We start from the raw sequence: 21,959 nt of genomic DNA, 5'->3' as shown, positions 1-21,959 counted from the left end.
GCGCGATCATCGACCAGGTGATCGCCCAGTACCGCGCCGAAGGACAGGACCGCAGCGACCTGCTGTCCCTGCTGCTGTCCGGCACCGACGCGGAGGCCCCGGCTATCAGGCCGTGCTCCGCTACCGCGCGCCCGACGGCTCCGAGCAGCAGCTGATCCGCCGCTCGGCGCCCGGCACCCCGCACCCGGAGTGGCAGATCCTGCACGAGCTGCGCGCGATGAACGTGCCGCCGCAGCAGGTGCTGGAGCTGCACACCGAGCTGGCGTCCTGTGAGCTGCCCGGCGGGTACTGCGCCCGGATGATCCGGGAGACCTGGCCGCAGGTACGGATCACCAGCGTGGCCCCGTACGGGACGGACCACGCGGGCCGCCAACAGGGCATGCGGCACCTGCTCACCCACCAGGGGGAGCTGCACCAGGTGGCCGACGGCCCGGCGCGCCCCGCGCCGGTACGGGCCCCGCTGCCGCAGGTCCCGCTCCAGCCGGCGATCCCCCTGGACGCCATCGCGCAGGAACTGGCGGGGGCCTTCGGCCCGCAGGGCGTGTTCCGCTTCGAGCAGCGTGCCGTGTCCCGTCAGGGCGTGCCGGAGATCGTGGCGCAGACCCTGATGTGGGCGGGCGTACCCGTCGACTTCGGGCCGTTCTTCTGGGGCCAGGCGGTACCGGGCCAGCCCGTGCCGACGCTGGCCGAACTGGCCGCGCAGCGGCAGGTGCAGCCGGCGTCGGACGCCGGCTCGTACCTCGTCGTCGGCAGCGACTTCGGCAAGGCGCTCTGCGTGCAGTACGGGACCGCGAGCATCGTGGCGGTGCCGGTGGAGGGCGGTCCGGGCGGTGCCCCGGTGCCGCCGCAGTTCGTGAACTCCAGCCTGCCGCAGTTCGTTCGGTCCCTGGCGATGCTGGGCCACATGTGGCGGCTGCGGCAGCATCTGACGCCGGAGCAGGCGGGCCGCTGGACCGTCGATTTCCAGGCGAATCTGGCGGGCCTCGACAGCGCCGCGCTGGCGTCGCCGGAGAACTGGTGGTCGGTGCTGCTGGAGCAGATGTGGGACGGACTGCTGTGATCGCCGGCTGATCCGAAGATCGGTTGAATGGCCGGGGCGAGACCTTCGAACAGGGTCTCGGCCCGGCCATTCCGGCTTCCGCTCGCACATGACGCATCCTTGACAGGAATCCCCGCGAGAGAGGCGTTTCCCGGATGAGTGCACCCATTGCGACCGTGCGCGGCCGCGGCTACCGCACGGAAGAGGTCGACCGGTATCTCGCCCGGCTCTCCGGCAGCCGTGACGAGGCCCGGGAGCGGGTGGCACGGCTGACCGTCCTGGCCGAGGAGCGCGAGGGCGAGGCGGCGCGGCTCCGCGAGACGGTGTCCCGGCTGGCCCCGCAGACGTACGACGAACTCAGCGAACGGGCCCGGCGGATCCTGCTGCTCGCCCGGGAGGAGTCGCAGACGCTGGGGGAGGACGCGCGGGCGGACGCCGCCGCGACGCGGGACGCGGCCAGCGCGCACGCCGAGCGGGTGGCGGAGCTGGCCCGCCACGACGCGGAGGCGGTACGGGAGCAGACCGAGGTACGGGCCCGGCAGGGGCTGTTGCGGGCCCAGCGGGAGGCGGACGACGCGCGCGCGGGGGCGCGGGACGACGCGGAGGCGTGGCGCGCGGAGGGCCAGGCCGCGCTGGACGGGATGCGGCGGCGGTCGGAGGAACTGCTGGCGGAGCGCGAGCAGGAGCAGACGGACCGGTGGGACGCGGCCGAGCGGGAACTGGCGGCGCGGGACGCGGAGCTGGCGGCGCGCCAGGCGGAGCTGGAACGGCACGCGGAGGCGCGGCTGGCCGAGGCGCGGCGGGCGTTCGCCGAGGCGGAGGAGTCGGCGCGGCACGGGCAGGAGGACGCCGAGGCCGCGGCCGCCGAGGTGATCGCGGAGGCCAGGGTCCAGGAGGAACGGGTGGCCCGGGAGACGGACCGGGTGCTGCGGGAGCACACGGAGTCCCAGGATGAGATGCGGGCCCACATGAACCACGTCCGCTCCAGCCTGGCGGCACTGACGGGCCGGGCCCCGGCGGGGGGCTGAGCCACCGCCGGTTCCCCGTCGGTTCCCCGTCGGTTCCGGCCCGCCGGTCAGGGGAGTTTCGCGAGGAATCCGGCGATCAGCGGGGCGATGGCCGGGAGGTGGGTCTCCAGGGCGAAGTGGCCCGCGCCGTCGAAGACGTGGACCTCCGCGTCCGGCACGTCCCGGCGGTACGCCTCGGCGCCCGCGGGGGTGAAGAAGGGGTCTCCCGCACCCCACACGACCAGCACCGGCAGGCCCGCGGAGCGCAGCCAGGACTGCCAGACGGGGTACTGGGCGACGTTCGAGGCGTAGTCGAAGGCCAGGTCGGCCTGGGCGTCGGCGCGCCCCGGGAGGCCGAGGTAGTGGACGTCGAGGGTCCAGCCGTCGGGGGACAGCAGGCCGGTGTCGGCGACGCCGGTCTCGTACTGGAAGCGGGTGCCCTCCGCGGTGAACAGGCCGCGGACGCGCTCCTCGTCGCCCGGGACCTCGCGGCGCAGCCCGGTGAAGGCGCGGGCCGCGTCCGAGAGGCCCTCCTCGTAGGCGTTGCCGTTCTGCACGATCAGCCCCGTCACCCGTTCCGGCCGCCGCGCGGCGACCCGGAGGCCGACGGGCGCGCCGAAGTCGAAGACGTAGAGCGCGAAGCGGGCCAGGCCGAGGGCGTCGGCGAAGCCCTCCACGATGTCGGCGAGCCTTTCGAAGGTGTACGTGAACCCGGCCGGCGCCTCGGTGCGGCCGGAGCCGGGGTAATCGGGTGCGATCAGCCGGTACGGGGTGTCCCCGAGGGCGTCCATCAGGCGGGCGAACTGGTGCGAGGAGGTGGGGAAGCCGTGCAGGAGCAGCAGGACCGGGCCGTCGGCGGGGCCGCTCTCGCGGTAGGCGACGCGGACGCCGTCCACGTCGACGCTGAGGTGCCGGACGGGCGGAACGGCGGTGCGGAGAGCGGTGCGGAGAGCGGTCATCACATGGCTCCTTGGGTCTTGGTCCCATTAGTCTTGCCCGATCGTGGCTAATGGGTCAAGTGGTGGGAGTAGCATTAGCCGGGTGACAGTGACCTTCCCGCTCACCGGTGAGCCCCTCGCGCTGGACCTGCTCAACACCCGCACCGCGCAGGACGACCTCGTCGCGGGGCCGTCCGGTCTCGCCGCCTGGCTGGCGGCGCAGGCCGGGCGGCTGACCCCCGTCACCGCCGTGGGCCCGGCCGAGGTGGCCGCCGTGGCGGGCGTACGGGAGGCCGCGCGCCCGGCACTGGAGGCCGTGCGCAGCGGCGGCCGGCCGCCGGCCGGCGCCCTGCGCACGCTGAACGCGGCCCTGGCGGCCGCGCCGGTCCGCCGCGAGCTGCTCTGGGGCGCGGAGACGGGCCTGGCCGCGGCGTCGCGCAGGGACGCCGAGCCGCCCCTGCTGCTCGCCGCGGAACTGGCCGAGGCGGTCGCGGAGCTGCTGACCGACCCCCGGGTGGCGTCGGTGCGGGCGTGCGAGGCCGAGGACTGCGTCCTGCTGTTCCTGCCCGCGCATCCGCGCCGGCGCTGGTGCGTGGCGGCGGCCTGCGGCAACCGGGCCCGGGTGGCCCGCTACTACGCCCGCCACAAGTAGCCGCCGCGCGGCGCCCCGGCTACGGAGCCGGGGCGGGCCGCGCCGGTGACCCCTCGTAGCAGTACGGGTCGCTGCGCAGGCCGCGGGCGGTGACCACCACCGTGAAGGGCGCCGTCGCGGCGGCCGGCAGCGGGGCCGTCAGGGCGCCGGTCAGCGGGTCCGCCACCGCCGGGAGGACGGTGTCGTCCACCGAGACGCGGGTCGCCTGGCCCGCCGGGCCGGTGCTGAAGCCGCCGCCCTCGACGGTGAGCCGGCCGTCGTGGACGTGGACGTCGGTGATCACCGGGGTGGCCCGGGTGGCCAGCTTGTTCACCAGGTACGCCCCGGCCGGGGCGCCGGTGAGCGCCCAGATCTCGTCGGGCAGGCGGGGCAGGCCGTCCCCCACGTCGGAGAGGAAGAAGAGCACCACGTAGAGCATGGTGACGGCGCTCAGCGCGACGTACTGGAGGTCGACGAGGTCGGTCCGGCCGCTGTCGTTCGAGATGAGCTCCCGCAGCGGGCGCCGCCCCGACGCGGTGGGCTTGGGGGCCGGTTTGGCCAGGGTGCCGTTCTCGACGCGCAGGCCCACGACCGTCTTCGCGGCGATCATGGCCACGTACGGGCCGCCGAGCAGCGGCAGGTACACCGACGTCAGGGTCGACATCGGGCCGTGCCCGCCGTGGAACCAGCCGATGCCGCCGCCCGCCGTGAGCCCGTACGCGAGGAGGGTGAGCAGCAGCCAGAGCAGGATCACCGTCCAGGCCAGGGCCATCACCGTGGAGGTGGAGAGCCGGCCGTCGCGGCCGGTGACGAAGCCCGGGCTGCGGCGCAGCCGCAGGGCGAGCGGCCCGGCCAGTGCGGCCAGGAGTGCCAGTGCGAAGAGTGCGGAAGCCATGTGATCCCCCCGGAAAACGGTCCTGGGCACGAGGGTCACCCATCGGATCGGTTCATGACAACCCGGACCGTGGCCCTCCGGCCCCTCCGGCCCCTTCGGCCCCCTCAGTCCTCCGGGAGGACGGGGAACCTCCTCGGGGCCGCCAGCAGCAGGATCAGCAGCGCGACGAGGGCGGCCACGGCCGCCCCGAGGAAGATGTGGTCGACGGCGGCGGCCACGGCCGCGCGCAGCTGGCCGGCGGCGGCCGGGGGGAGCAGCTCCGGCCGGTCCAGTGCCTTCGCCACGTCGTCCAGGCCGTCCGGCAGCCCGGGGGCGGACGCGTCCGTCAGCCGGGACGCGAGGGTGGCGTTGGCGACGGCGGCGAGCAGGGCCGCCCCGATGCTCTGGCCGACCTGCCGGCAGAACAGCACCGAGGCGGTGGCGGTGCCCCGTTCCGCCCAGCCCACGGTGGCCTGCACCCCGATCATCAGCGGCAGCTGGAAGAGGCCGAGCGCCGCCCCCAGCAGCAGCATGACCAGCGCGGGCTGCCAGGGCCGGGCGGGGTGCGGGAGCAGGGTGAAGGAGTACAGGATCACGGCGGCCAGGGATATCCCGACGGCGGCGGTGTTCCGGAACCCGATGCGCCGGTAGAGGTGCTGGCTGAAGGCGGCGGACAGCGGCCAGCTCAGGGTCATCACGGACATCACGAACCCGGCGCCGATGGGGTCCAGGCCCAGGACGGCCTGGGCGTACGTCGGCATGAACACCATCGGGGCGACCATCAGCAGCCCGAACACCGCCATCGCCAGGTTCACGGCGGCGATGGTGCGCCGCCGCCACACCCAGCCGGGCAGGATCGGCTCCGCCGCCCGGCGCTCCACCCCCACCACCACCGCGGCCAGCACCGCGCTCCCGGCCAGCAGCCCCAGCGAGGGCGCGGACAGCCAGGGCCAGGCCACCCCGCCCTGGACCAGTGCGAAGAGCAGCACCCCGCCGCAGGCGAACACTGCCAGCGCCCCGGCCCAGTCGACCGGGCCCCGGCGTCCGGGGGACCGTACGGGCTCCACCAGGTGGCGGGCGACCATCCACAGGGCGAGCGCGGCCAGCGGCAGGTTGAGCAGGAAGATCCAGCGCCAGTGGGCGTACGCGGCGAGCAGCCCGCCCACCGCCGGGCCCGCCACCGACGAGGCGGCCCACACGGTGGACATGCGGGCCTGGATCCGGGGCCGGTCCTTCAGCGGGTAGAGGTCGGCGGCCAGGGTCTGGACCGTGCCCTGGAGGGCGCCGCCGCCCAGCCCCTGGACGATCCGGAAGGCGATCAGGGCGCCCATGTTCCAGGCGAGTCCGCACAGCAGCGAGCCGACGAGGAAGAGGCCGATCCCGAAGAGCAGGACCGGCTTGCGGCCGAAGGTGTCGGCCAGCTTCCCGTACACGGGCAGGGTGACGGTGACGGCCAGCAGATAGCCGGAGAACAGCCAGGAGAAGACGGAGAAGCCGCCGAGGTCGCCGACGATCTGCGGGACGGCGGTCGCGACGATGGTGCTGTCCAGGGCGACCAGGGCCATGCAGAGCATCAGCGAGGCGACCACCGCCGACGGCGGCCGGCCCGCGGCGGACCGCGCCGTCGTCCCGCCCGCGGCCGTACCGGCCGCGGCGGCGCCCCCGCTCTCCCCTGACCCCACCGGATTCCTTCCCCCTGCACACAGATGCGGGGAACACCTTCTCACCGGCGGCGTACCGGGTGGTATCCCCCAGACCCGGTCCGCCGGAGGGTGGAGAACCCCTAGGGGGCACTCCGCACAACGGCCCAGGGACGGCTCGTCCCGGCGGAGGAGGCCCAGGGCTGCCCCGCGTCCTTAACTGGTTCACATGGGCCGGGAATCGCGGGGGGTGGGGTTAACCCCCGGACGGATACGGCGACGGGCACCAGCGCGCCGGACCCCCGGTCCGCCCAGACTTCACGACGGCGACGCATGCACGCGGACGACGCACATCTACCGAGGAGAAGCACCGTGACAACGGCTATGACCGAGACCAGGCACGGGGTCACCGCAGGCCATGAAGCCGTCGCGGCCCGGGCGCGGAAGGTCGTCAAGTCCTACGGCTCCGGCGAGACGCGCGTGGTCGCCCTCGACGAGGTCGACGTGGACATCCGCCGCGGACAGTTCACCGCGATCATGGGTCCCTCGGGCTCCGGCAAGTCCACGCTCATGCACTGCCTCGCCGGTCTCGACACGGTGACCAGCGGGCAGATCCACCTCGACGACACCGAGATCACCGGGCTGAAGGACAAGAAGCTCACGCGGCTGCGGCGCGACCGGATCGGCTTCATCTTCCAGGCGTTCAACCTGCTGCCCACACTGAACGCCCTGGAGAACATCACCCTCCCCATGGACATCGCGGGACGCCGTCCCGACACGCAGTGGCTGAACCGGGTCGTGGAGACCGTGGGTCTCGCCGGCCGTCTGAAGCACCGGCCCACCGAACTCTCCGGCGGCCAGCAGCAGCGCGTGGCGGTCGCCCGCGCCCTCGCCGCCCGGCCGCAGATCATCTTCGGCGACGAGCCGACCGGAAACCTGGACTCCCGGGCCGGCGCCGAGGTGCTCGGCTTCCTGCGCCGCTCGGTCGACGAACTCGGCCAGACCATCGTCATGGTCACGCACGACCCGGTCGCCGCGTCCTACGCGGACCGCGTCATCTTCCTCGCCGACGGCCGCATCGTCGACGAGATGTACGGGCCCACCGCCGAGCAGGTCCTCGACCGCATGAAGGACTTCGACGCGCGCGGGCGGACCTCATGAGCGGCATGGTTCTGAAGACCTCGCGGCGCAACTTCGTCGCGCACAAGGGGCGGATGGCGCTCTCCGCCGTCGCGGTCATGCTCTCCGTCGCCTTCGTCTGCGGCACGCTGGTGTTCACCGACACGATGAACGCCACCTTCGACAAGCTGTTCGCCGTCACCAACTCCGACGTGACCGTCAGCCCGAAGGGGGCCCTGTCCGGGGAGGAGACCCCCGACAGCGGCAAGCCCGAGGTCCTCGACGGCGCCGTCGTCGCGAAGGTCGCCGCCGCCGAGGGCGTCAAGAGCGCCGAGGGCGGCGTCCTGTCGATGGCGGTCACGGTGGTCAACGCCAAGAACGAGAACATGGGCTCGACCACCGGCGCCCCGACCATCGCGGGCAACTGGAACGCCAACGAGCTCAAGTCCATGAAGATCACCGCCGGTCACGCACCGCGCGGCCCCACCGAGATGATGGTCGACGCCGACACGGCGAAGAAGCACGGCCTGGCGATCGGCGACGAACTGCGCACCATCGCCGTCACCGGCGACATCCGCGCCACCATCACCGGCCTCGCCGCCTTCACCGTCACCAACCCGGGCGCGGCCGTCGTCTACTTCGACACCGCCACCGCGCAGCGGCAACTGCTCGGCGCGGCCGGCGCCTTCACCCACGTCAACGTCACCGCGAAGGACGGGGTGAGCGACGAGCGGCTCAAGGCCGATGTCGCCGCCGCCGTCGGCGCGGACACCTACAAGCTGCAGACCTCGAAGGAGGCCGCGGCCGCCAACAGCCAGGACGTCGGCTCCTTCCTCGACGTCATGAAGTACGTGATGCTCGGCTTCGCCGGGATCGCCTTCCTCGTCGGCATCTTCCTCATCTTCAACACCTTCTCGATGCTGGTCGCCCAGCGGACCCGCGAGATCGGCCTGATGCGCGCCATCGGCGCCGACAGCGGACAGGTCCTCAAGTCCGTCGTCGTCGAGGCGTTCCTCCTGGGTGTCGTGGGATCGGTGCTGGGCGTCGGCGCGGGCGTGGGCCTGGCCGTCGGGCTCATGGAACTCATGGGCCAGATGGGCATGCACCTGTCCACCGATGATCTGACCGTCGCCTGGACCACCCCGGCCATCGGCGTGTTCCTCGGCGTCGTCGTCACCGTCGTGGCCGCCTTCGTCCCGGCCCGCCGGGCCGGGAAGGTCTCCCCGATGGCCGCGCTGCGCGAGTCCGGCGTCCCCGGCGACCGGAAGGCCGGCATCGTCCGCGCCGCCCTCGGCCTGGTCCTCACGGGCATCGGCGGCGCCGGACTGTTCCTCGCCGCCACGGCCGACGAGGCCGGACCCGGATCCATGTGGCTGGCCCTGGGCGTCGTCTTCACCCTCATCGGCTTCATCGTCATCGGACCGCTGCTCGCCGCGGGCGTGGTACGGGTGCTCTCCGGCGCGGTCCTGCGGCCCTTCGGCTCCGTGGGCCGCCTCGCCGAACGCAACGCGCTGCGCAACCCCCGCCGCACCGGCGCCACCGCCGCCGCGCTGATGATCGGCCTCGCCCTGGTCGCCTGCCTGTCGGTCGTCGGCTCCTCGATGGTGGCCTCCGCCACCGACGAGCTCGACGCGTCGGTCGGCGCGGACTACATCGTCAGCTCCACGGCCCAGCAGCCCGTCGTGCCCCAGGCCGAGCAGGCGGTGCGCGCCACCCCGGGCCTGGACCACGTCACCGCCTACCGCCTGGTGGAGGCCGCGGTCACGGCGCCCGACGGCACCACCGAGAAGGGGGAGGGCCTCGGCGCCACCGACCCGACGTACGCCCGGGACATCCAGCGCACGATGGTCGCCGGCGAGCACGCGGCGGCGTACGGCAAGGACTCCGTGTCGGTCGGCTCGGAGTACGCCACCGCGCACGCGGTCAAGCTCGGCGACGAGCTGACGGTCGCCTTCACCGGCGGGAACACCGTCAAGCTGAAGGTCGCCGCGATCACCAGCGACGAGGGCACCCTCGACAAGGGCATGAAGTACATCAGCACCGCCGTCGCCGAGGCCAACGTCCCGGCCGACCGGATGCCGCGCCCCTTCATGCTGATGGCCACCGCCGCGGACGGCCGGTCCGACGCGGCCGCGTACGCGGCGGTCAAGACGGCGCTGGCGGAGTACCCGCAGTACCAGGTCCTCAACCGGGCCGACTACAAGCAGGCCCTGAAGGACCAGGTCGGCCAGCTGCTGAACATGGTCTACGGACTGCTCGGCCTCGCCATCGTCGTCGCCGTCCTCGGCGTCGTGAACACCCTCGCCCTCTCGGTCGTCGAGCGGACCCGCGAGATCGGCCTGATGCGCGCCATCGGCCTCTCCCGCCGCCAGCTGCGCCGCATGATCCGCCTGGAGTCCGTGGTCATCGCCCTCTTCGGCGCCCTGCTGGGCCTCGGACTGGGCATGGTCTGGGGGGCCAGCGCGCAGCAGCTGCTCGCGCTGGAGGGCCTGAAGGTGCTGGAGATCCCCTGGCCGACGATCCTCGGGGTGTTCGCCGCCTCGGCCTTCGTGGGCCTGTTCGCCGCGCTGGTCCCGGCCTTCCGGGCCGGGCGGATGAACGTACTGAACGCGATCGCGAGCGAGTAGCACCGCCGCGCGGTCGCACGGGGGAAACAACGGGGGACGGCCCCGGACCCGCCCGGAAGGGAGGGTCCGGGGCCGCGCCGCGTCCGGGACGGGGCCGCGCCGGGAGCGGGACGGGGCAGCCGTCAGCCGCGGCGCATCAGCACGATGCCCTCTGCCTCGCCCACCACGGTGAACCGCTCGCCGGGGTGCAGCTGGGCGGCGTAGACGGTGGGGTCCTCGCCGGCCCACTTGGAGGCGTTGTCGATGGTGATCCAGTCCGGCACCACGCCCTGGGTGCCGCCGATCCAGAACACGCGGCAGCGCGAGGTCAGCCGGGTCAGCGGTGTGGTGTCCGCCTCGACGCTCGCCCCGTCGGGGATCCGCTCCAGGAGCCGCTCGATCGCGCCGACGCGGGCGGGCCGCTCGTACGTACGGGCCTCCGCCAGTTTGGCGCTCGGCAAGCCGGTCGCGGCCAGGGCCAGGCCGGCGGCGAGGACGGCGGTGGGCAGCTGGAGCGCGTACGCCCGCAGCCAGGGGCGCTCGCCGCGCCGGACGGTGTCGATGGCGTCGACGAGGGCGAGAGTCACGACGGGCATCAGCACGGCGCTGTAGTGCCAGTCCGTGGACCAGTAGTGGTCGTCCCCGGACAGGAACCGCCAGCCGAGGGTGGGGGCGGCGGCCAGCAGCAGCGGCGAGCGCAGCGCGAGCAGCCCGGCGGTGGGGATCAGGACCCAGCCCAGGGTGGTGAGCTTGGTGCCGAGGCCGGCGAGGGGCCCGCCGCCGTCGATCTTGTCCCAGTAGCCGTAGCCCGCGGTGGCGAAGGCCGGTATGAACACGGTGAACACCAGGACCGCGAAGACCGTGGCCCCGGCGGCGACGCCGAGCGCGAGCCGCACCGCCCGCAGGTCCGAGGGCCACGCCCGCCAGGCCACCACCACGGCCAGGGCGGCGAGCGTGAAGCCGAGGTCCTCCTTGACCAGGACCAGCGGCAGCCCCCACAGCAGGGCCGCCCGCCAGCGCCGGGCGAGGACCGCCTCCAGGGCGAAGGCGATCAGCGGCACGGCGAAGGCGATCTCGTGGAAGTCGAACTCCACGGCCCGCTGGACGCCCCAGGACAGCCCGTACGCCACCCCGAGCGCGACCCCCCGCGGCCGGCCCAGCAGCCGCCCGGCGGCCCGGGTGACCGGGACGGCGGAGAGCGCGAACAGCGCGGCCTGCACGACGAGCAGGGTCACGGGCCCGGGGAAGACCCGGTAGACGGGGGCGACGAGCGCGATGACCGGGCTGAAGTGGTCCCCGAGGATGTTGGCGCCGGGCCCCTTCAGGTCGGCGACGGGCTCCTGGAGGTGGGCGTAGGCGCGGATGGCCTGCTCGAAGATCCCCAGGTCCCAGGAGGCCCAGTCCATCCGGCGGAACCGCCCGACGGACAGGATCAGGTAGACGGGGAACAGCCCGGCGGCCACCGCGTAGGGGCCGGCCCACCGGGCCCTGACCTGCCCCACCGCGGCCGGGGCCGCGGGTGCAGGCCGGGTTATCGCGTCGCTCGTCACGGTCTCGTGCTCCTCGGCCGGGCGGCGTGAACTCCTGCGGACGGTGGCGCGGCGAGCTCAGACGGTCAATGCGGTCGTTACGTGGACATCGTAGAGCGGCGGCCCCCCGGCCCGGGCACCCCGTGCACCGTGCGCGGGGGCGTTCGCGCGCCACTCCCGCGGCGTCCGGAATCCCCCGCGCACGGGGGCGGCACGCGTCGTAGGGTGGGAACCCCCGGCCCGTTCGACGTGTCGGGCCCTTCGCGTTGCGCCCCTGACGCCCCACCGCACCCTCCATCGGACGGAAAGCCCTCTCCATGAGCCTGCACGGACTGCTCGACGCCGTCACCCGGGACCCCGCCCTCGCCGAGGCGGTCACCGCGGCCGGGGACGGCAATCGCATGTACGTGGACCTCGTCGGCCCGCCCGCCGCACGGCCGCTGGCGATCGCCGCGCTGGCCCGGCGGACCGAGCGGACCATCCTGGCGGTCACCGCCACCGGCCGCGAGGCCGAGGACCTCGCGGCCGCGCTGCGCTCGCTGCTGCCGCCCGACGAGGTCGTGGACTACCCGTCGTGGGAGACGCTGCCGCACGAACGGCTCAGCCCCCGCAGCGACACCGTCGGGCGCCGCATCGCCGTCCTGCGCCGGCTCGCGCACCCCAGCAAGGACGACCCGGCCGCGGGGCCCGTCAGCGTCGTGGTCGCCCCCATCCGCTCCGTGCTCCAGCCACAGGTCAAGGGGCTCGGGGACCTCGTACCGGTGAGCCTGCGCCAGGGGCGGAGCGCCGACCTCGGCGAGATCACCTCCGCGCTGGCGGCGGCCGCGTACGCGCGCGTCGAGCTGGTCGAGAAGCGCGGCGAGTTCGCCGTGCGCGGCGGCATCCTCGACGTGTTCCCGCCCACCGAGGAGCACCCGCTGCGCGTGGAGTTCTGGGGCGACGACGTCGAGGAGATCCGCTACTTCAAGGTCGCCGACCAGCGGTCCCTGGAGATCGCCGAGCACGGGCTGTGGGCCCCACCCTGCCGCGAGCTGCTGCTGACCGACGAGGTCCGGGAGCGGGCCGCGGCCCTCGCCGAGGCCCACCCGGAGCTGGGCGAACTGCTGAACAAGATCGCCGAGGGGATCGCCGTCGAGGGCATGGAGTCCCTCGCACCGGTCCTCGTCGACGACATGGAACTGCTGATCGACGTGCTGCCCGCCGGGGCGATGGCCGTGGTCTGCGACCCCGAGCGGGTCCGTACCCGCGCCTCCGACCTGGTGGCGACCTCGCAGGAGTTCCTGATGGCCTCCTGGGCGGCCACCGCCGGCGGCGGCGAGGCCCCCATCGACGTCGGCGCGGCCTCCCTGCGCGGGATCGCGGACGTCCGCGCGCACGCCCGCGAGCTGGGCATGATGTGGTGGTCGGTGTCCCCCTTCGCCGCCGACGAGACGCTGACACAGGCCGCTGACGCGTCGGGCACGGGATCGGACACCCTCAAGCTCGGCATGCACGCCCCGGAGGTCTACCGCGGCGACACGCCCCGGGCGCTCGCCGACACCAAGGCGTGGATCGCCGACGGCTGGCACACCGTCTACCTCACCGAGGGCCACGGCCCGGCCGCCCGTACCGTGGAGGTCCTGGGCGGCGAGGGCATCCCGGCCCGCCTGGAGGCGGACCTGCGCGTCCTGGAGCCCTCGCTCGTCCACGTCGCCTGCGGCTCGCTCGCCAACGGCTTCGTCGACCCGGCGCTGAAACTGGCCGTGCTCACCGAGACCGACCTCACCGGGCAGCGCACCGCCACCAAGGACCTCGGGCGGATGCCGACCCGGCGCCGCAAGTCGGTCGACCCGCTGACCCTGGAGACCGGCGACTACATCGTGCACGAGCAGCACGGCGTCGGCCGCTACATCGAGATGGTGCAGCGCACCGTCCAGGGCGCCACCCGCGAGTACCTCCTCGTCGAGTACGCCCCCGCCAAGCGCGGCCAGCCCGGCGACCGGCTGTACATCCCGACCGACCAGCTGGAGCAGGTCACCAAGTACGTCGGCGGCGAGTCCCCGACCCTGCACCGGCTCGGCGGCGCCGACTGGACCAAGACCAAGGCGCGCGCGAAGAAGGCCGTCAAGGAGATCGCCGCCGACCTCATCAAGCTCTACAGCGCCCGCATGGCGGCCCCCGGGCACACCTTCGGCCCGGACACCCCCTGGCAGCGCGAGCTGGAGGACGCCTTCCCGTACGCGGAGACGCCCGACCAGCTCACCACCATCGCCGAGGTCAAGGAGGACATGGAGAAGTCCGTCCCGATGGACCGGCTGATCTGCGGCGACGTCGGCTACGGCAAGACCGAGATCGCGGTCCGCGCCGCGTTCAAGGCGGTCCAGGACGGCAAGCAGGTCGCCGTCCTCGTCCCGACGACCCTGCTGGTCCAGCAGCACTTCGGGACCTTCTCCGAGCGCTACAGCCAGTTCCCCGTCACCGTGCGGGCGCTCTCGCGCTTCCAGAGCGACGCCGAGTCCAAGGCCACCCTGGAGGGCCTGCGCGAGGGCTCGGTCGACCTGGTCATCGGCACCCACCGGCTGTTCTCGCAGGAGACCAAGTTCAAGGACCTGGGCCTGGTCATCGTCGACGAGGAGCAGCGGTTCGGCGTCGAGCACAAGGAGCAGCTGAAGAAGCTCCGCGCCAACGTCGACGTGCTGACCATGTCCGCGACGCCCATCCCGCGCACCCTGGAGATGGCGGTGACCGGCATCCGCGAGATGTCGACGATCACCACCCCGCCGGAGGAGCGGCACCCGGTGCTCACCTTCGTCGGCCCGTACGAGGAGAAGCAGATCGGCGCGGCCGTCCGCCGCGAGCTGCTGCGCGAGGGCCAGTGCTTCTACATCCACAACCGCGTCGAGTCCATCGACCGGGCGGCCGCCAGGCTGCGGGAGATCGTCCCCGAGGCGCGGATCGCCACCGCCCACGGCCAGATGTCCGAACAGGCCCTGGAACAGGTCGTCGTGGACTTCTGGGAGAAGAAGTTCGACGTGCTGGTGTCGACCACGATCGTCGAGTCCGGCATCGACATCTCCAATGCGAACACCCTGATCGTGGAGCGCGGCGACACCTTCGGCCTCTCCCAGCTGCACCAGCTCCGCGGCCGCGTCGGCCGCGGCCGCGAGCGCGGGTACTCCTACTTCCTGTACCCGCCGGAGAAGCCGCTGACCGAGACCGCGCACGAGCGGCTCGCGACGATCGCCCAGCACACCGAGATGGGCGCCGGCATGTACGTGGCCATGAAGGACCTGGAGATCCGCGGCGCGGGCAACCTGCTCGGCGGCGAGCAGTCCGGCCACATCGCGGGTGTCGGCTTCGACCTGTACATCCGCATGGTCGGCGCGGCCGTCGCCGACTACCGGGCGGCCGTCGAGGGCGGCGTGGAGGAGGAGCCCCCGCTGGAAGTCAAGATCGAGCTGCCCGTCGACGCGCACGTCCCGCACGACTACGCGCCCGGCGAGCGGCTGCGCCTCCAGGCGTACCGGTCGATCGCGGCCGCCGCCTCCGAGGCCGACGTCAAGGCCGTGCGGGAAGAGCTGACCGACCGCTACGGCAAGCTGCCGGAGCCGGTGGAGAACCTGCTGATGGTGGCGGGGCTCCGGATGCTCGCGCGTGCCTGCGGCGTCGGCGACATCACCCTCCAGGGACCCAACATCCGCTTCGGGCCGGTGGAGTTGCGCGAGTCGCAGGAGCTGCGCCTCAAGCGGCTCTACCCGGGGGCGGTCCTCAAGCCCGCCACCTCGCAGGTGCTGATCCCGCGCCCGAAGACCGGCCGGGTCGGCGGGAAGCCGCTGGTCGGGCGGGAACTGCTGGCGTGGACGGGGGAGTTCCTCACCACCATCCTCGGGTCCTGAACGCGACGGAGGCCGGGAGCCCGGGCGGGCTCCCGGCCTCCCGGCCTGCCGGGCCTCCCGGGACCCTGAGCGGTCGCCGGGATCCGGAGCGGTCGCCGCGTACCGAGCGATGACTGTGAACCGGGTCAACGCGGATCACCGTCGTTCTCAAGTCAACAGGGACAACGGGCCCTTCACCGGTGCACGGGTATGCTCCCCGGCATGCCCGAGGAGAGCGCCGCAGGCGCAGAGGTCACCGCCGCCGAGATCGCCCGGCTGGCGGGCGTCGGCCGCGCCGCCGTGAGCAACTGGCGGCGCCGCCACGCCGACTTCCCCAAGCCCGCCGGCGGTAGCGAGACCAGCCCCTCCTTCGCCCTCGCCGAAGTCGAGGACTGGCTCCGGGCCCAGGGCAAGCCGGCCGAGGTCCCGCTGCGCGAACGGGTCTGGCAGCAGGTCTGCGCCCACCCCGGCGGAGCCGTGCCCGCGCTCACCGAAGTCGGCACCGCACTGCTCGTCGTACGCGACCGGCCGACCGACTGGCTGGAGCTGACCGCCGTCTCCGACGAGCGGACGGCCGCCCTGCTGCGGCCCGTCTTCGGCCAGGTGCTCGCCGCGCGGCTCGGCCCCGGCCACCCGCTCGCCGCCGCGCCGCCCCGGCCGGCCGCCGTGCCGCTGCTGCGCGCCGCCGCCGCACTCGCCGCCGGACTCGGCGCGCGCAAGACCTTCGAGTTCCTGCTCGCCCGCCACTTCGACGCCGGCCCCCGCCCGTACCCGCGGACCCCCGGCGGCCTGGCCGAGCTCATGGCCGCCCTCGCCGGACCCGGCGCCCGCACCGTGCTCGACCCCGCCTGCGGCACCGGCACCCTGCTGCGGGCCGTCCCCGGCGCCACCACCCTGTACGCGCAGGACTCCTCGCCCGAACTCGCCGCCCTGGCCGCGCTGCGCCTCGCCCTGCACGGCTCCGCCCAGGTCCGCGCGGCCGCCGCCGACAGCCTGCGCGCGGACGCCCATCCGCGGCCCGCCGTCGACGCCGTGCTCTGCCACCCGCCGTTCAACGAACGCGACTGGGGGCACGAGGAGCTGGCCTACGACCCCCGCTGGGAGTACGGCTTCCCGGCCCGCACCGAATCCGAACTCGCCTGGGTCCAGCACGCCGTGGCCCACCTCCGCGAGGGCGGCACCGCCGTGCTGCTCATGCCGCCCGCCGTCGCCGCCCGCCGCTCCGGCCGCCGCATCCGCGCCGACCTGCTGCGCCGCGGAGCGCTCCGGGCGGTCATCGCGCTCCCCGCCGGGACCGCCCCGCCCCACGGCATCCCGCTGCACCTGTGGGTGCTGCGCCGCCCCGCCCCGCACGCGGCGCCCCCCGCCGGGCTGCTGCTCGTCGACACCGCCGCCACGGCCGCTTCCGCCACGGCCGCCGCCGAGGGCCGGCCCCGGGCGGCCTGGCCCGCCGTGCACGGCACGGTGGAGGCCGCCTGGGCCGCGTACGAACGCACCGGCACGGCCGAGGAGGTGCCGGGCGTCAGCCGCGTCGTGCCCGTCATCGAGCTGCTGGACGACGACGTGGACCTCACCCCCGCCCGGCACCTCCCGCCCGCCGCGGGCGGCGGCCCGGCCGAACTGAGCGCCGTGCGCGGCCGGCTCGACGAGATCCTCGCCCGCGCCGCGCGCCTGGCCCCGCCGCCCGCCGACCCGCCCGCCGGGGACGCGGGACGGCCGCCGCTGACCACCGTCGGCGAACTCGCCCGCGCCGGAGCCCTCTGGCTGCACACCGGCACCGGCGGCGGGACCGGCACGGCGCCCGTCCTCACCGTGGGGGACGTCTGTGCCGGACGCGGCCCCTCCGGCGCCCTGGCCGCCACCGCCGACACGCCCGTGCTGACCGCCCCCGGCGACATCCTCGTCCCCGTCGCCGGCGGAGCCTCCGGTGCCGGGGGAGCCTCCGGCGCACGCGCCGTCCGCGTGGTCGACGCGGACTCCGCCGGAGCGGTTCCCGGCCGCGGCCTGCACCTGCTGCGCCCCGACCCCGGCGTCCTCGACCCCTGGTTCCTGGCCGGATTCCTGCGCGGCACCGCCAACCACCGCCGCGCCAGCAGCCACGCCTCCACGGCCACCCGTCTCGACGTCCGCCGGCTCCGGCTGCCCCGGCTCCCGCTGGAGCGGCAGCGGCGCTACGGCGACCGCTTCCGGGCGCTCGCCGAGTTCGAGGACGCGCTGCGCCAGGCCGGGCGGCTCGGCGAGCAACTCGTCCAGGGCCTGTACGACGGCCTCTCGGACGGCACTGTCACGCCGTAGCCCCCGCTGTGCGGCGACCCTGCAACGGTTGGGCCCATCCCCTCACCGGTGGCCGGGAAGGCTGTATACCCTTCGATCCGAATCTTCTTCCGCACGGCCCGTCAGGAGCAGCGATGCACGGCCCCGGCCTCCCGCCGCAGCACGGTCACCCACCCAGTTCCGGGGGTGTCGTGACGCTGCGCGTGCTGTTCGCGCTGCTGCCCATCCTGAGCTGCGGTTTCCTCGCCTGGGGGTCGATGCTGCGACTCGCGCTGGTGACCCGCAAGACCCGCGACTGGGTGCTGCTGGTGGTCAGCGGCGGCCTCGTCGTGCTCTGGATGACGCTGATCGGTCTCGACCCCACCCCCGAGACCGACGGCTGGCAGGGCAACCTCGGCGCCGGCGGCTCGATCTTCACCGGCTTCGCCATCTGCGTGTACTTCCTCGTCGCCGACATCAAGCACTTCGAGGCGAGGGCGGCCGACCGGTCCGCGCACTGGTACGGCTCCCAGAGCGCGCCCTACCTCCCGTCGCACCTGCCCCAGCAGCAGCAGTCGCAGGGGTACGGCTACCCGCACCAGCAGCCGGCCCCCCGGACCACCCAGCCGCAGCACCCCGCGCAGCCCCAGCAGCCGCCGCACGCCACCCCGCCGCCGCGGATCGGTCAGGTCCGGGCCGAGCTCGACGAGCTCAGTGAGCTCCTGCGCAAGCAGCCGCCGCGCGACGAGGATCCGACCAGGTGACCGAACGGCTCATCGGCGAGCGCTACCAGCTCGCCACCATCCTCGGCCAGGGCGGCATGGGACAGGTCTGGACGGCCTACGACCAGCGCCTGGACCGGCGGGTCGCCGTCAAGCTGCTGCGCCCCGACAAGGTGGCCGGCCCCGGCACGGTCGCCGAGGAACTGCGCCGCCGCTTCGTGCGCGAGTGCCGGGTCACGGCGCAGGTCGACCACCCCGGCCTGGTCACCGTGCACGACGCGGGCAGCGACGGCGACGAGCTGTACCTGGTCATGGGCTACGTCGAGGGCGCCGACCTCGCCGACCACCTCGCGGAGCACGACCCGTACCCCTGGCCGTGGGCCGTCGCGATCGTCGCGCAGCTGTGCGCCGTCCTGTCGGCCGTGCACGCGGTGCCGATCGTCCACCGCGACCTGAAGCCGCGCAACGTCATGGTCCGGCCCGACGGCACCGTCCTCGTCCTCGACCTCGGCGTCGCCTCGGTGATGGACACCGACACCACCCGCCTCACCAGTACCGGAACCCCTATCGGCAGTCCCGCCTACATGGCCCCCGAGCAGGCCATGGGCGGGGCGGTCGGCCCGTACACCGACCTCTACGCCCTCGGTGTGGTGCTGTACGAACTCCTCAGCGGGAACGTCCCCTTCGCGGGGTCCACCGCGCTCGGCGTCCTGCACCGCCACCTGTACGAGCCCCCGCTCCCCGTCCGCCAGCTCCGCCCGGAGGTCCCGCCGGAGCTGGAGGCCGTCCTGCTGCACCTCCTCGCCAAGGACCCGCAGGACCGCCCCGCCTCCGCCCAGGAGGTGTACGAGGCCCTCGTGCCGCTGCTGCCCGCGCGCGGCGGCGCCGCCCCGGCGGGCCCGCTCGACCCCACCCGCCCCTTCACGCGCCCCCACGCCCCCTGGCCCGACCGCGCCACGGCGATCCCGCCGCGGCCCGCCGACCCGCCGACGCCCCCGCGGCCGGACATCCCCGGCGCGGTGGACGAGGCCCGCACGCTCCTGGACCAGGGGCAGCTGACCCAGGCCGGGGACATCCTCGGCGGCATCCTCCCGGCGGCCGTGGCCCAGCACGGCGAGCACTCCCCGGTGGTCCGCTCCCTGCGCAAGCAGTACGCGGCCACGCTGATGGACGACGGCCAGTACCGCCGCGCGCTGCCCGAACTGCGCCGCCTCGCCGACCAGTTCCCGGCCGGCGACCCGCAGTCCCTGCGCTTTCGCTACGACTCGGCGCAGTGCCTGGAGCAACTCGGCGAACCGGCCGCCGCCCTCGCGGAGTACCGCTCCCTGCTCCCGCTGTTCGAGAACCACTACGCCAATCCGGACCCGGGCCTGCCCCTGGAGGTCCGCCGCCGGATAGCGCACCTGCTGCTCTCCCTCGGCGACCGCCCCGCCGCCCACGCCACCCTGGTCCGCCTGCTCTTCGACGCGGACCGCCTGCACGGACCGGCCCACCCGTTCCCGACGGAGGTCCGCCGCACCCTGCACTGGCTCGGTCAGGTCCGCTGACGGAGCCCGCTCAGGTGCCCGGTGCGGCGATGGCCGGACCCAGCGACTCGGCGGCTTTGAGCAGGCGCTGGTCGTACGTCACGAAGGTGAGCTGTTCGGCGCCGGGCCGGCCGGCCAGGAGCTGCGCGGTGGCCAGATGGATGGAATCGAGCGATCGCAGGAGCGGATCGGTGTAAGCGGCCGCTGTCGCCCGTACGTGCCTCCGGCGTAGAACGCTGCGTTCTACGCCGGAAGGGTGCTTTCGTCCGAACGAGTGACCGGGGCCTTGCCGCGCCGCCGGGAGCGCCATACCAGGGCGACCAGGGTCAGCGCCGCCGCAGCTGCCACCGCCGCGCCCGGGATCAGACCCGGCGGGCGGAAGGAGCAGGTCAACGGGCCCGGGCGGCCGTCGAGCGGGACGGACACCAGGCCCAGGTACGCCGCCGCCGGGCGCCCGTCGCAGCTCCAGCCCGCGACCGCCGGGACGGACAGCACCGCCGTGCCCGTGCTCCCGGGGGGCAGCACGGCCCGTACGTCCGCGGAACCCACCCGCACCGACACCGCCCCCGAGGCCCGCAGCGCGGCCACCGCCGGCGCGAGCCGGGCCCGGTCCAGGCAGGACAGCGTCCACCGGGCGGGCGGGGCCGCGTCGAAGACCAGCGCCGAGGACGCCCCCCGGGAGACGCCCAGCGGCTGCACGGCCGCCCGGTTGCGGGGGGCCGCGCCGTTCAGCCGGAACGGCGGCCCGTCCGCGCGCCGGGCCGTCGCGTTGTACTCCGGGGCCCACAGGAAGACCTCCGTGCCCGCGCGGCACACCCCCGGCGCGACCGGGTCCTCGTACACCCGCGCGCCCAGCAGCGCCTCCTGGTTGGCGAACGGGGAGTCCCCGTACACCGGCGCGGGGCCCGGCGGGCGCACGGTGACCAGCGGCGGGACCTCCGCCCGGCCGACCGTGCCGTCCGGCCGCAGCCGCGCCCCGACGGCGAAGACCGCGTCCGTCACCGGGCTGTCGATGCTCTGGACGTTGCGCCCGCGCGAGGTCCAGCCCGCCCCGAGCGCCGCCATCGTGTCCGTGAACACCTTCGGCGTGTGACTGCTGTAGTACGCGCCGCCCTCCCCGCCCAGCAGCATCGGGTCGTTGCCCGACAGGGCGGGCCGCCCCGCGTCCGTGCGGTACGCCGGCCAGCCCCCGGCGGCCTCCAGCGCCGCGGCGCGCGCGGTGTGCGCCGCGCCCCACGACGGGTAGTCGTCCAGGCCGCCGAGCTTGCCCCGGTGCCCCTGGGCCCCCGTCGCGGCCGCCTGCGCGAGGAGCACGCCCGCCAGCAGCCCGGCGGCCGGCACCAGGAGCCGCGGCCGCGGCCGCCCGAGCGCCCACCAGGCGAGGGCCGCCACCACCAGCCCGCCGCAGAACAGCCCGTACCCCCAGGCCGTCGTCAGGGTGCTGCCGCGCGCCCACAGCGCCGCGGCCGCCAGCAGCCCCGCCCCGGCCGCGAGCGCCCGCGGCGGCGGCGGGCCCGCCGCCAGCCCGGTCCAGGCGGCGAGCACGGCGATCCCGGCCAGCACGAACGTCTGCCGGTACGGGCTCCCGTTGGGGGTGGCGAACAGGTGCCAGACCAGGTGCGCCGGAGCCCACTGGAGGGACAGCGCCACCGCCGCCGTCAGCCCCGCCCACCCCCACCGGGCGCGCGCGGGCACCCCCCGGTGGAACGGCAGCGCGGCCACCAGCAGCAGCGTGCCGGTGCCGACGAAGACGGCCGGGGAGGAGAACGAGTACGTGGCGGGCAGCAGCCGCGCGAACACGTCGGCCCACGGCAGCGGCCGGAACTCCCGGGACCATCCCGGGTAGGCCTGCCCGGAGCTGAGGAACAGCGGGACCAGGACCGGCGCCGCGAGCGCCAGGCCCAGCGCGGCCGTCGCGGCGGCCCGCCCGACGGCCCGCGGCCGGGGCCCCGCCCCCTCCCGCGTCAGCACCACCCGTACGGCCAGGACCAGCACCGCGCCCAGGGTCGCCATGTAGGCGGTGTAGAAGTTCGCCGTCCAGCACACCGCGACCACCAGCACCCCGAGGACGGGCCGGCGCCCCCGCAGGGCCCATTCACCCGTCAGACACAGGAGCGGGAAGGCGATCAGCCCGTCCAGCCACATCGGGTTGTACGAGCCCTCGACCACCGACCAGCCGCACAGCCCGTACGAGGCGCCCAGCAGCCCCGCCGCCCACCAC

General features: G+C 74.6%; 14 protein-coding genes. 9 read left to right on the top strand and 5 right to left on the bottom strand.

What is annotated here, in order from left to right:
- Together ABT106_RS23670 and ABT106_RS23665 are read left to right on the top strand one after the other, a co-directional pair.
- A partial coding sequence (locus ABT106_RS23670) for an SUKH-4 family immunity protein (RefSeq protein ID WP_502979466.1) occupies nt 1–1,060 on the top strand: 1,060 nt, incomplete at its 5' end.
- Between the two features lie 134 nt (nt 1,061–1,194).
- Nucleotides 1,195–2,067, top strand: a complete 873-nt coding sequence (locus ABT106_RS23665) for a coiled-coil domain-containing protein (RefSeq protein WP_351280686.1) — start codon at nt 1,195–1,197, stop codon at nt 2,065–2,067.
- 47 nt (nt 2,068–2,114) lie between these two features.
- Here the strand turns inward: ABT106_RS23665 and ABT106_RS23660 are convergent, their stop codons facing one another.
- On the bottom strand, nt 2,115–3,005 hold the full coding sequence (locus ABT106_RS23660; RefSeq protein WP_351280684.1) for an alpha/beta fold hydrolase: 891 nt from the start codon (nt 3,003–3,005) through the stop codon (nt 2,115–2,117).
- A gap of 82 nt (nt 3,006–3,087) precedes the next feature.
- Between ABT106_RS23660 and ABT106_RS23655 the strand changes: the two genes are divergently transcribed.
- Complete coding sequence (locus ABT106_RS23655) at nt 3,088–3,636, top strand: CGNR zinc finger domain-containing protein (RefSeq protein ID WP_351280681.1); 549 nt, start codon at nt 3,088–3,090, stop codon at nt 3,634–3,636.
- A 19-nt stretch (nt 3,637–3,655) separates the two neighbouring features.
- Here ABT106_RS23655 and ABT106_RS23650 read toward each other — a convergent pair whose 3' ends face one another.
- Together ABT106_RS23650 and ABT106_RS23645 are read right to left on the bottom strand one after the other, a co-directional pair.
- Nucleotides 3,656–4,510, bottom strand: a complete 855-nt coding sequence (locus ABT106_RS23650; RefSeq protein WP_351280678.1) for a hypothetical protein — start codon at nt 4,508–4,510, stop codon at nt 3,656–3,658.
- A gap of 104 nt (nt 4,511–4,614) precedes the next feature.
- Nucleotides 4,615–6,171 carry an MFS transporter gene (locus ABT106_RS23645; protein ID WP_351280676.1) on the bottom strand — a complete coding sequence of 519 codons (1,557 nt, stop codon included), beginning with the start codon at nt 6,169–6,171 and terminating at the stop codon, nt 4,615–4,617.
- A 342-nt stretch (nt 6,172–6,513) separates the two neighbouring features.
- Here ABT106_RS23645 and ABT106_RS23640 point away from each other — a divergent pair, with 342 nt between their 5' ends.
- Together ABT106_RS23640 and ABT106_RS23635 are read left to right on the top strand one after the other, a co-directional pair.
- Nucleotides 6,514–7,290 (top strand): ABC transporter ATP-binding protein, encoded by a 777-nt coding sequence (locus tag ABT106_RS23640; protein WP_502979465.1) that lies wholly within the window; start codon nt 6,514–6,516, stop codon nt 7,288–7,290.
- Complete coding sequence (locus ABT106_RS23635) at nt 7,287–9,875, top strand: ABC transporter permease (protein WP_351280672.1); 2,589 nt, start codon at nt 7,287–7,289, stop codon at nt 9,873–9,875. Before ABT106_RS23640 ends, ABT106_RS23635 begins: the two co-directional genes overlap by 4 nt.
- A 122-nt stretch (nt 9,876–9,997) precedes the next feature.
- Here ABT106_RS23635 and ABT106_RS23630 read toward each other — a convergent pair whose 3' ends face one another.
- A complete protein-coding gene (locus ABT106_RS23630; protein ID WP_351280669.1) occupies nt 9,998–11,404 on the bottom strand; it encodes a DUF2079 domain-containing protein in 1,407 nt (468 codons plus the stop codon).
- 296 nt (nt 11,405–11,700) lie between these two features.
- On the opposite strand from ABT106_RS23630, the gene mfd reads away from it, so the two are divergent.
- The 4 genes from mfd to ABT106_RS23610 all read left to right on the top strand — a co-directional run bounded on the left by mfd (nt 11,701) and on the right by ABT106_RS23610 (nt 19,759).
- Nucleotides 11,701–15,258 (top strand): transcription-repair coupling factor, encoded by a 3,558-nt coding sequence (gene mfd, locus ABT106_RS23625; protein ID WP_351280666.1) that lies wholly within the window; start codon nt 11,701–11,703, stop codon nt 15,256–15,258.
- 201 nt (nt 15,259–15,459) lie between these two features.
- Nucleotides 15,460–17,532 (top strand): N-6 DNA methylase, encoded by a 2,073-nt coding sequence (locus tag ABT106_RS23620; protein ID WP_351280663.1) that lies wholly within the window; start codon nt 15,460–15,462, stop codon nt 17,530–17,532.
- Between the two features lie 170 nt (nt 17,533–17,702).
- Nucleotides 17,703–18,254 (top strand): hypothetical protein, encoded by a 552-nt coding sequence (locus tag ABT106_RS23615; RefSeq protein WP_351280660.1) that lies wholly within the window; start codon nt 17,703–17,705, stop codon nt 18,252–18,254.
- Nucleotides 18,251–19,759: a protein kinase domain-containing protein gene (locus tag ABT106_RS23610; protein WP_351280657.1), complete on the top strand. Its 1,509-nt coding sequence runs from the start codon at nt 18,251–18,253 to the stop codon at nt 19,757–19,759. Before ABT106_RS23615 ends, ABT106_RS23610 begins: the two co-directional genes overlap by 4 nt.
- A 222-nt stretch (nt 19,760–19,981) precedes the next feature.
- Here ABT106_RS23610 and ABT106_RS23605 read toward each other — a convergent pair.
- The coding region (locus ABT106_RS23605) for a YfhO family protein (RefSeq protein WP_351280654.1) at nt 19,982–21,959 on the bottom strand (1,978 nt) is incomplete at its 5' end.

The sequence above is a fragment of the Streptomyces sp. NPDC002044 genome (genome assembly GCF_040296725.1).
Lineage (GTDB): Bacteria > Actinomycetota > Actinomycetes > Streptomycetales > Streptomycetaceae > Streptomyces > Streptomyces antarcticus.
Note: the sequence above shows the minus strand (reverse complement) of the source record. Positions and strands in the feature narration are given on the sequence as shown.

Bases quoted from the DNA above. Each gene is read 5' to 3' on its own strand.
- ABT106_RS23660 (WP_351280684.1), bottom strand. From the start codon at position 3,005: ATGACCGCTCTCCGCACCGCTCTCCGCACCGCCGTTCCGCCCGTCCGG.
- ABT106_RS23635 (WP_351280672.1), top strand. From the start codon at position 7,287: ATGAGCGGCATGGTTCTGAAGACCTCGCGGCGCAACTTCGTCGCGCAC.
- ABT106_RS23665 (WP_351280686.1), top strand. From the start codon at position 1,195: ATGAGTGCACCCATTGCGACCGTGCGCGGCCGCGGCTACCGCACGGAA.
- ABT106_RS23620 (WP_351280663.1), top strand. From the start codon at position 15,460: ATGCCCGAGGAGAGCGCCGCAGGCGCAGAGGTCACCGCCGCCGAGATC.
- ABT106_RS23640 (WP_502979465.1), top strand. From the start codon at position 6,514: ATGACCGAGACCAGGCACGGGGTCACCGCAGGCCATGAAGCCGTCGCG.
- mfd (WP_351280666.1), top strand. From the start codon at position 11,701: ATGAGCCTGCACGGACTGCTCGACGCCGTCACCCGGGACCCCGCCCTC.
- ABT106_RS23650 (WP_351280678.1), bottom strand. From the start codon at position 4,510: ATGGCTTCCGCACTCTTCGCACTGGCACTCCTGGCCGCACTGGCCGGG.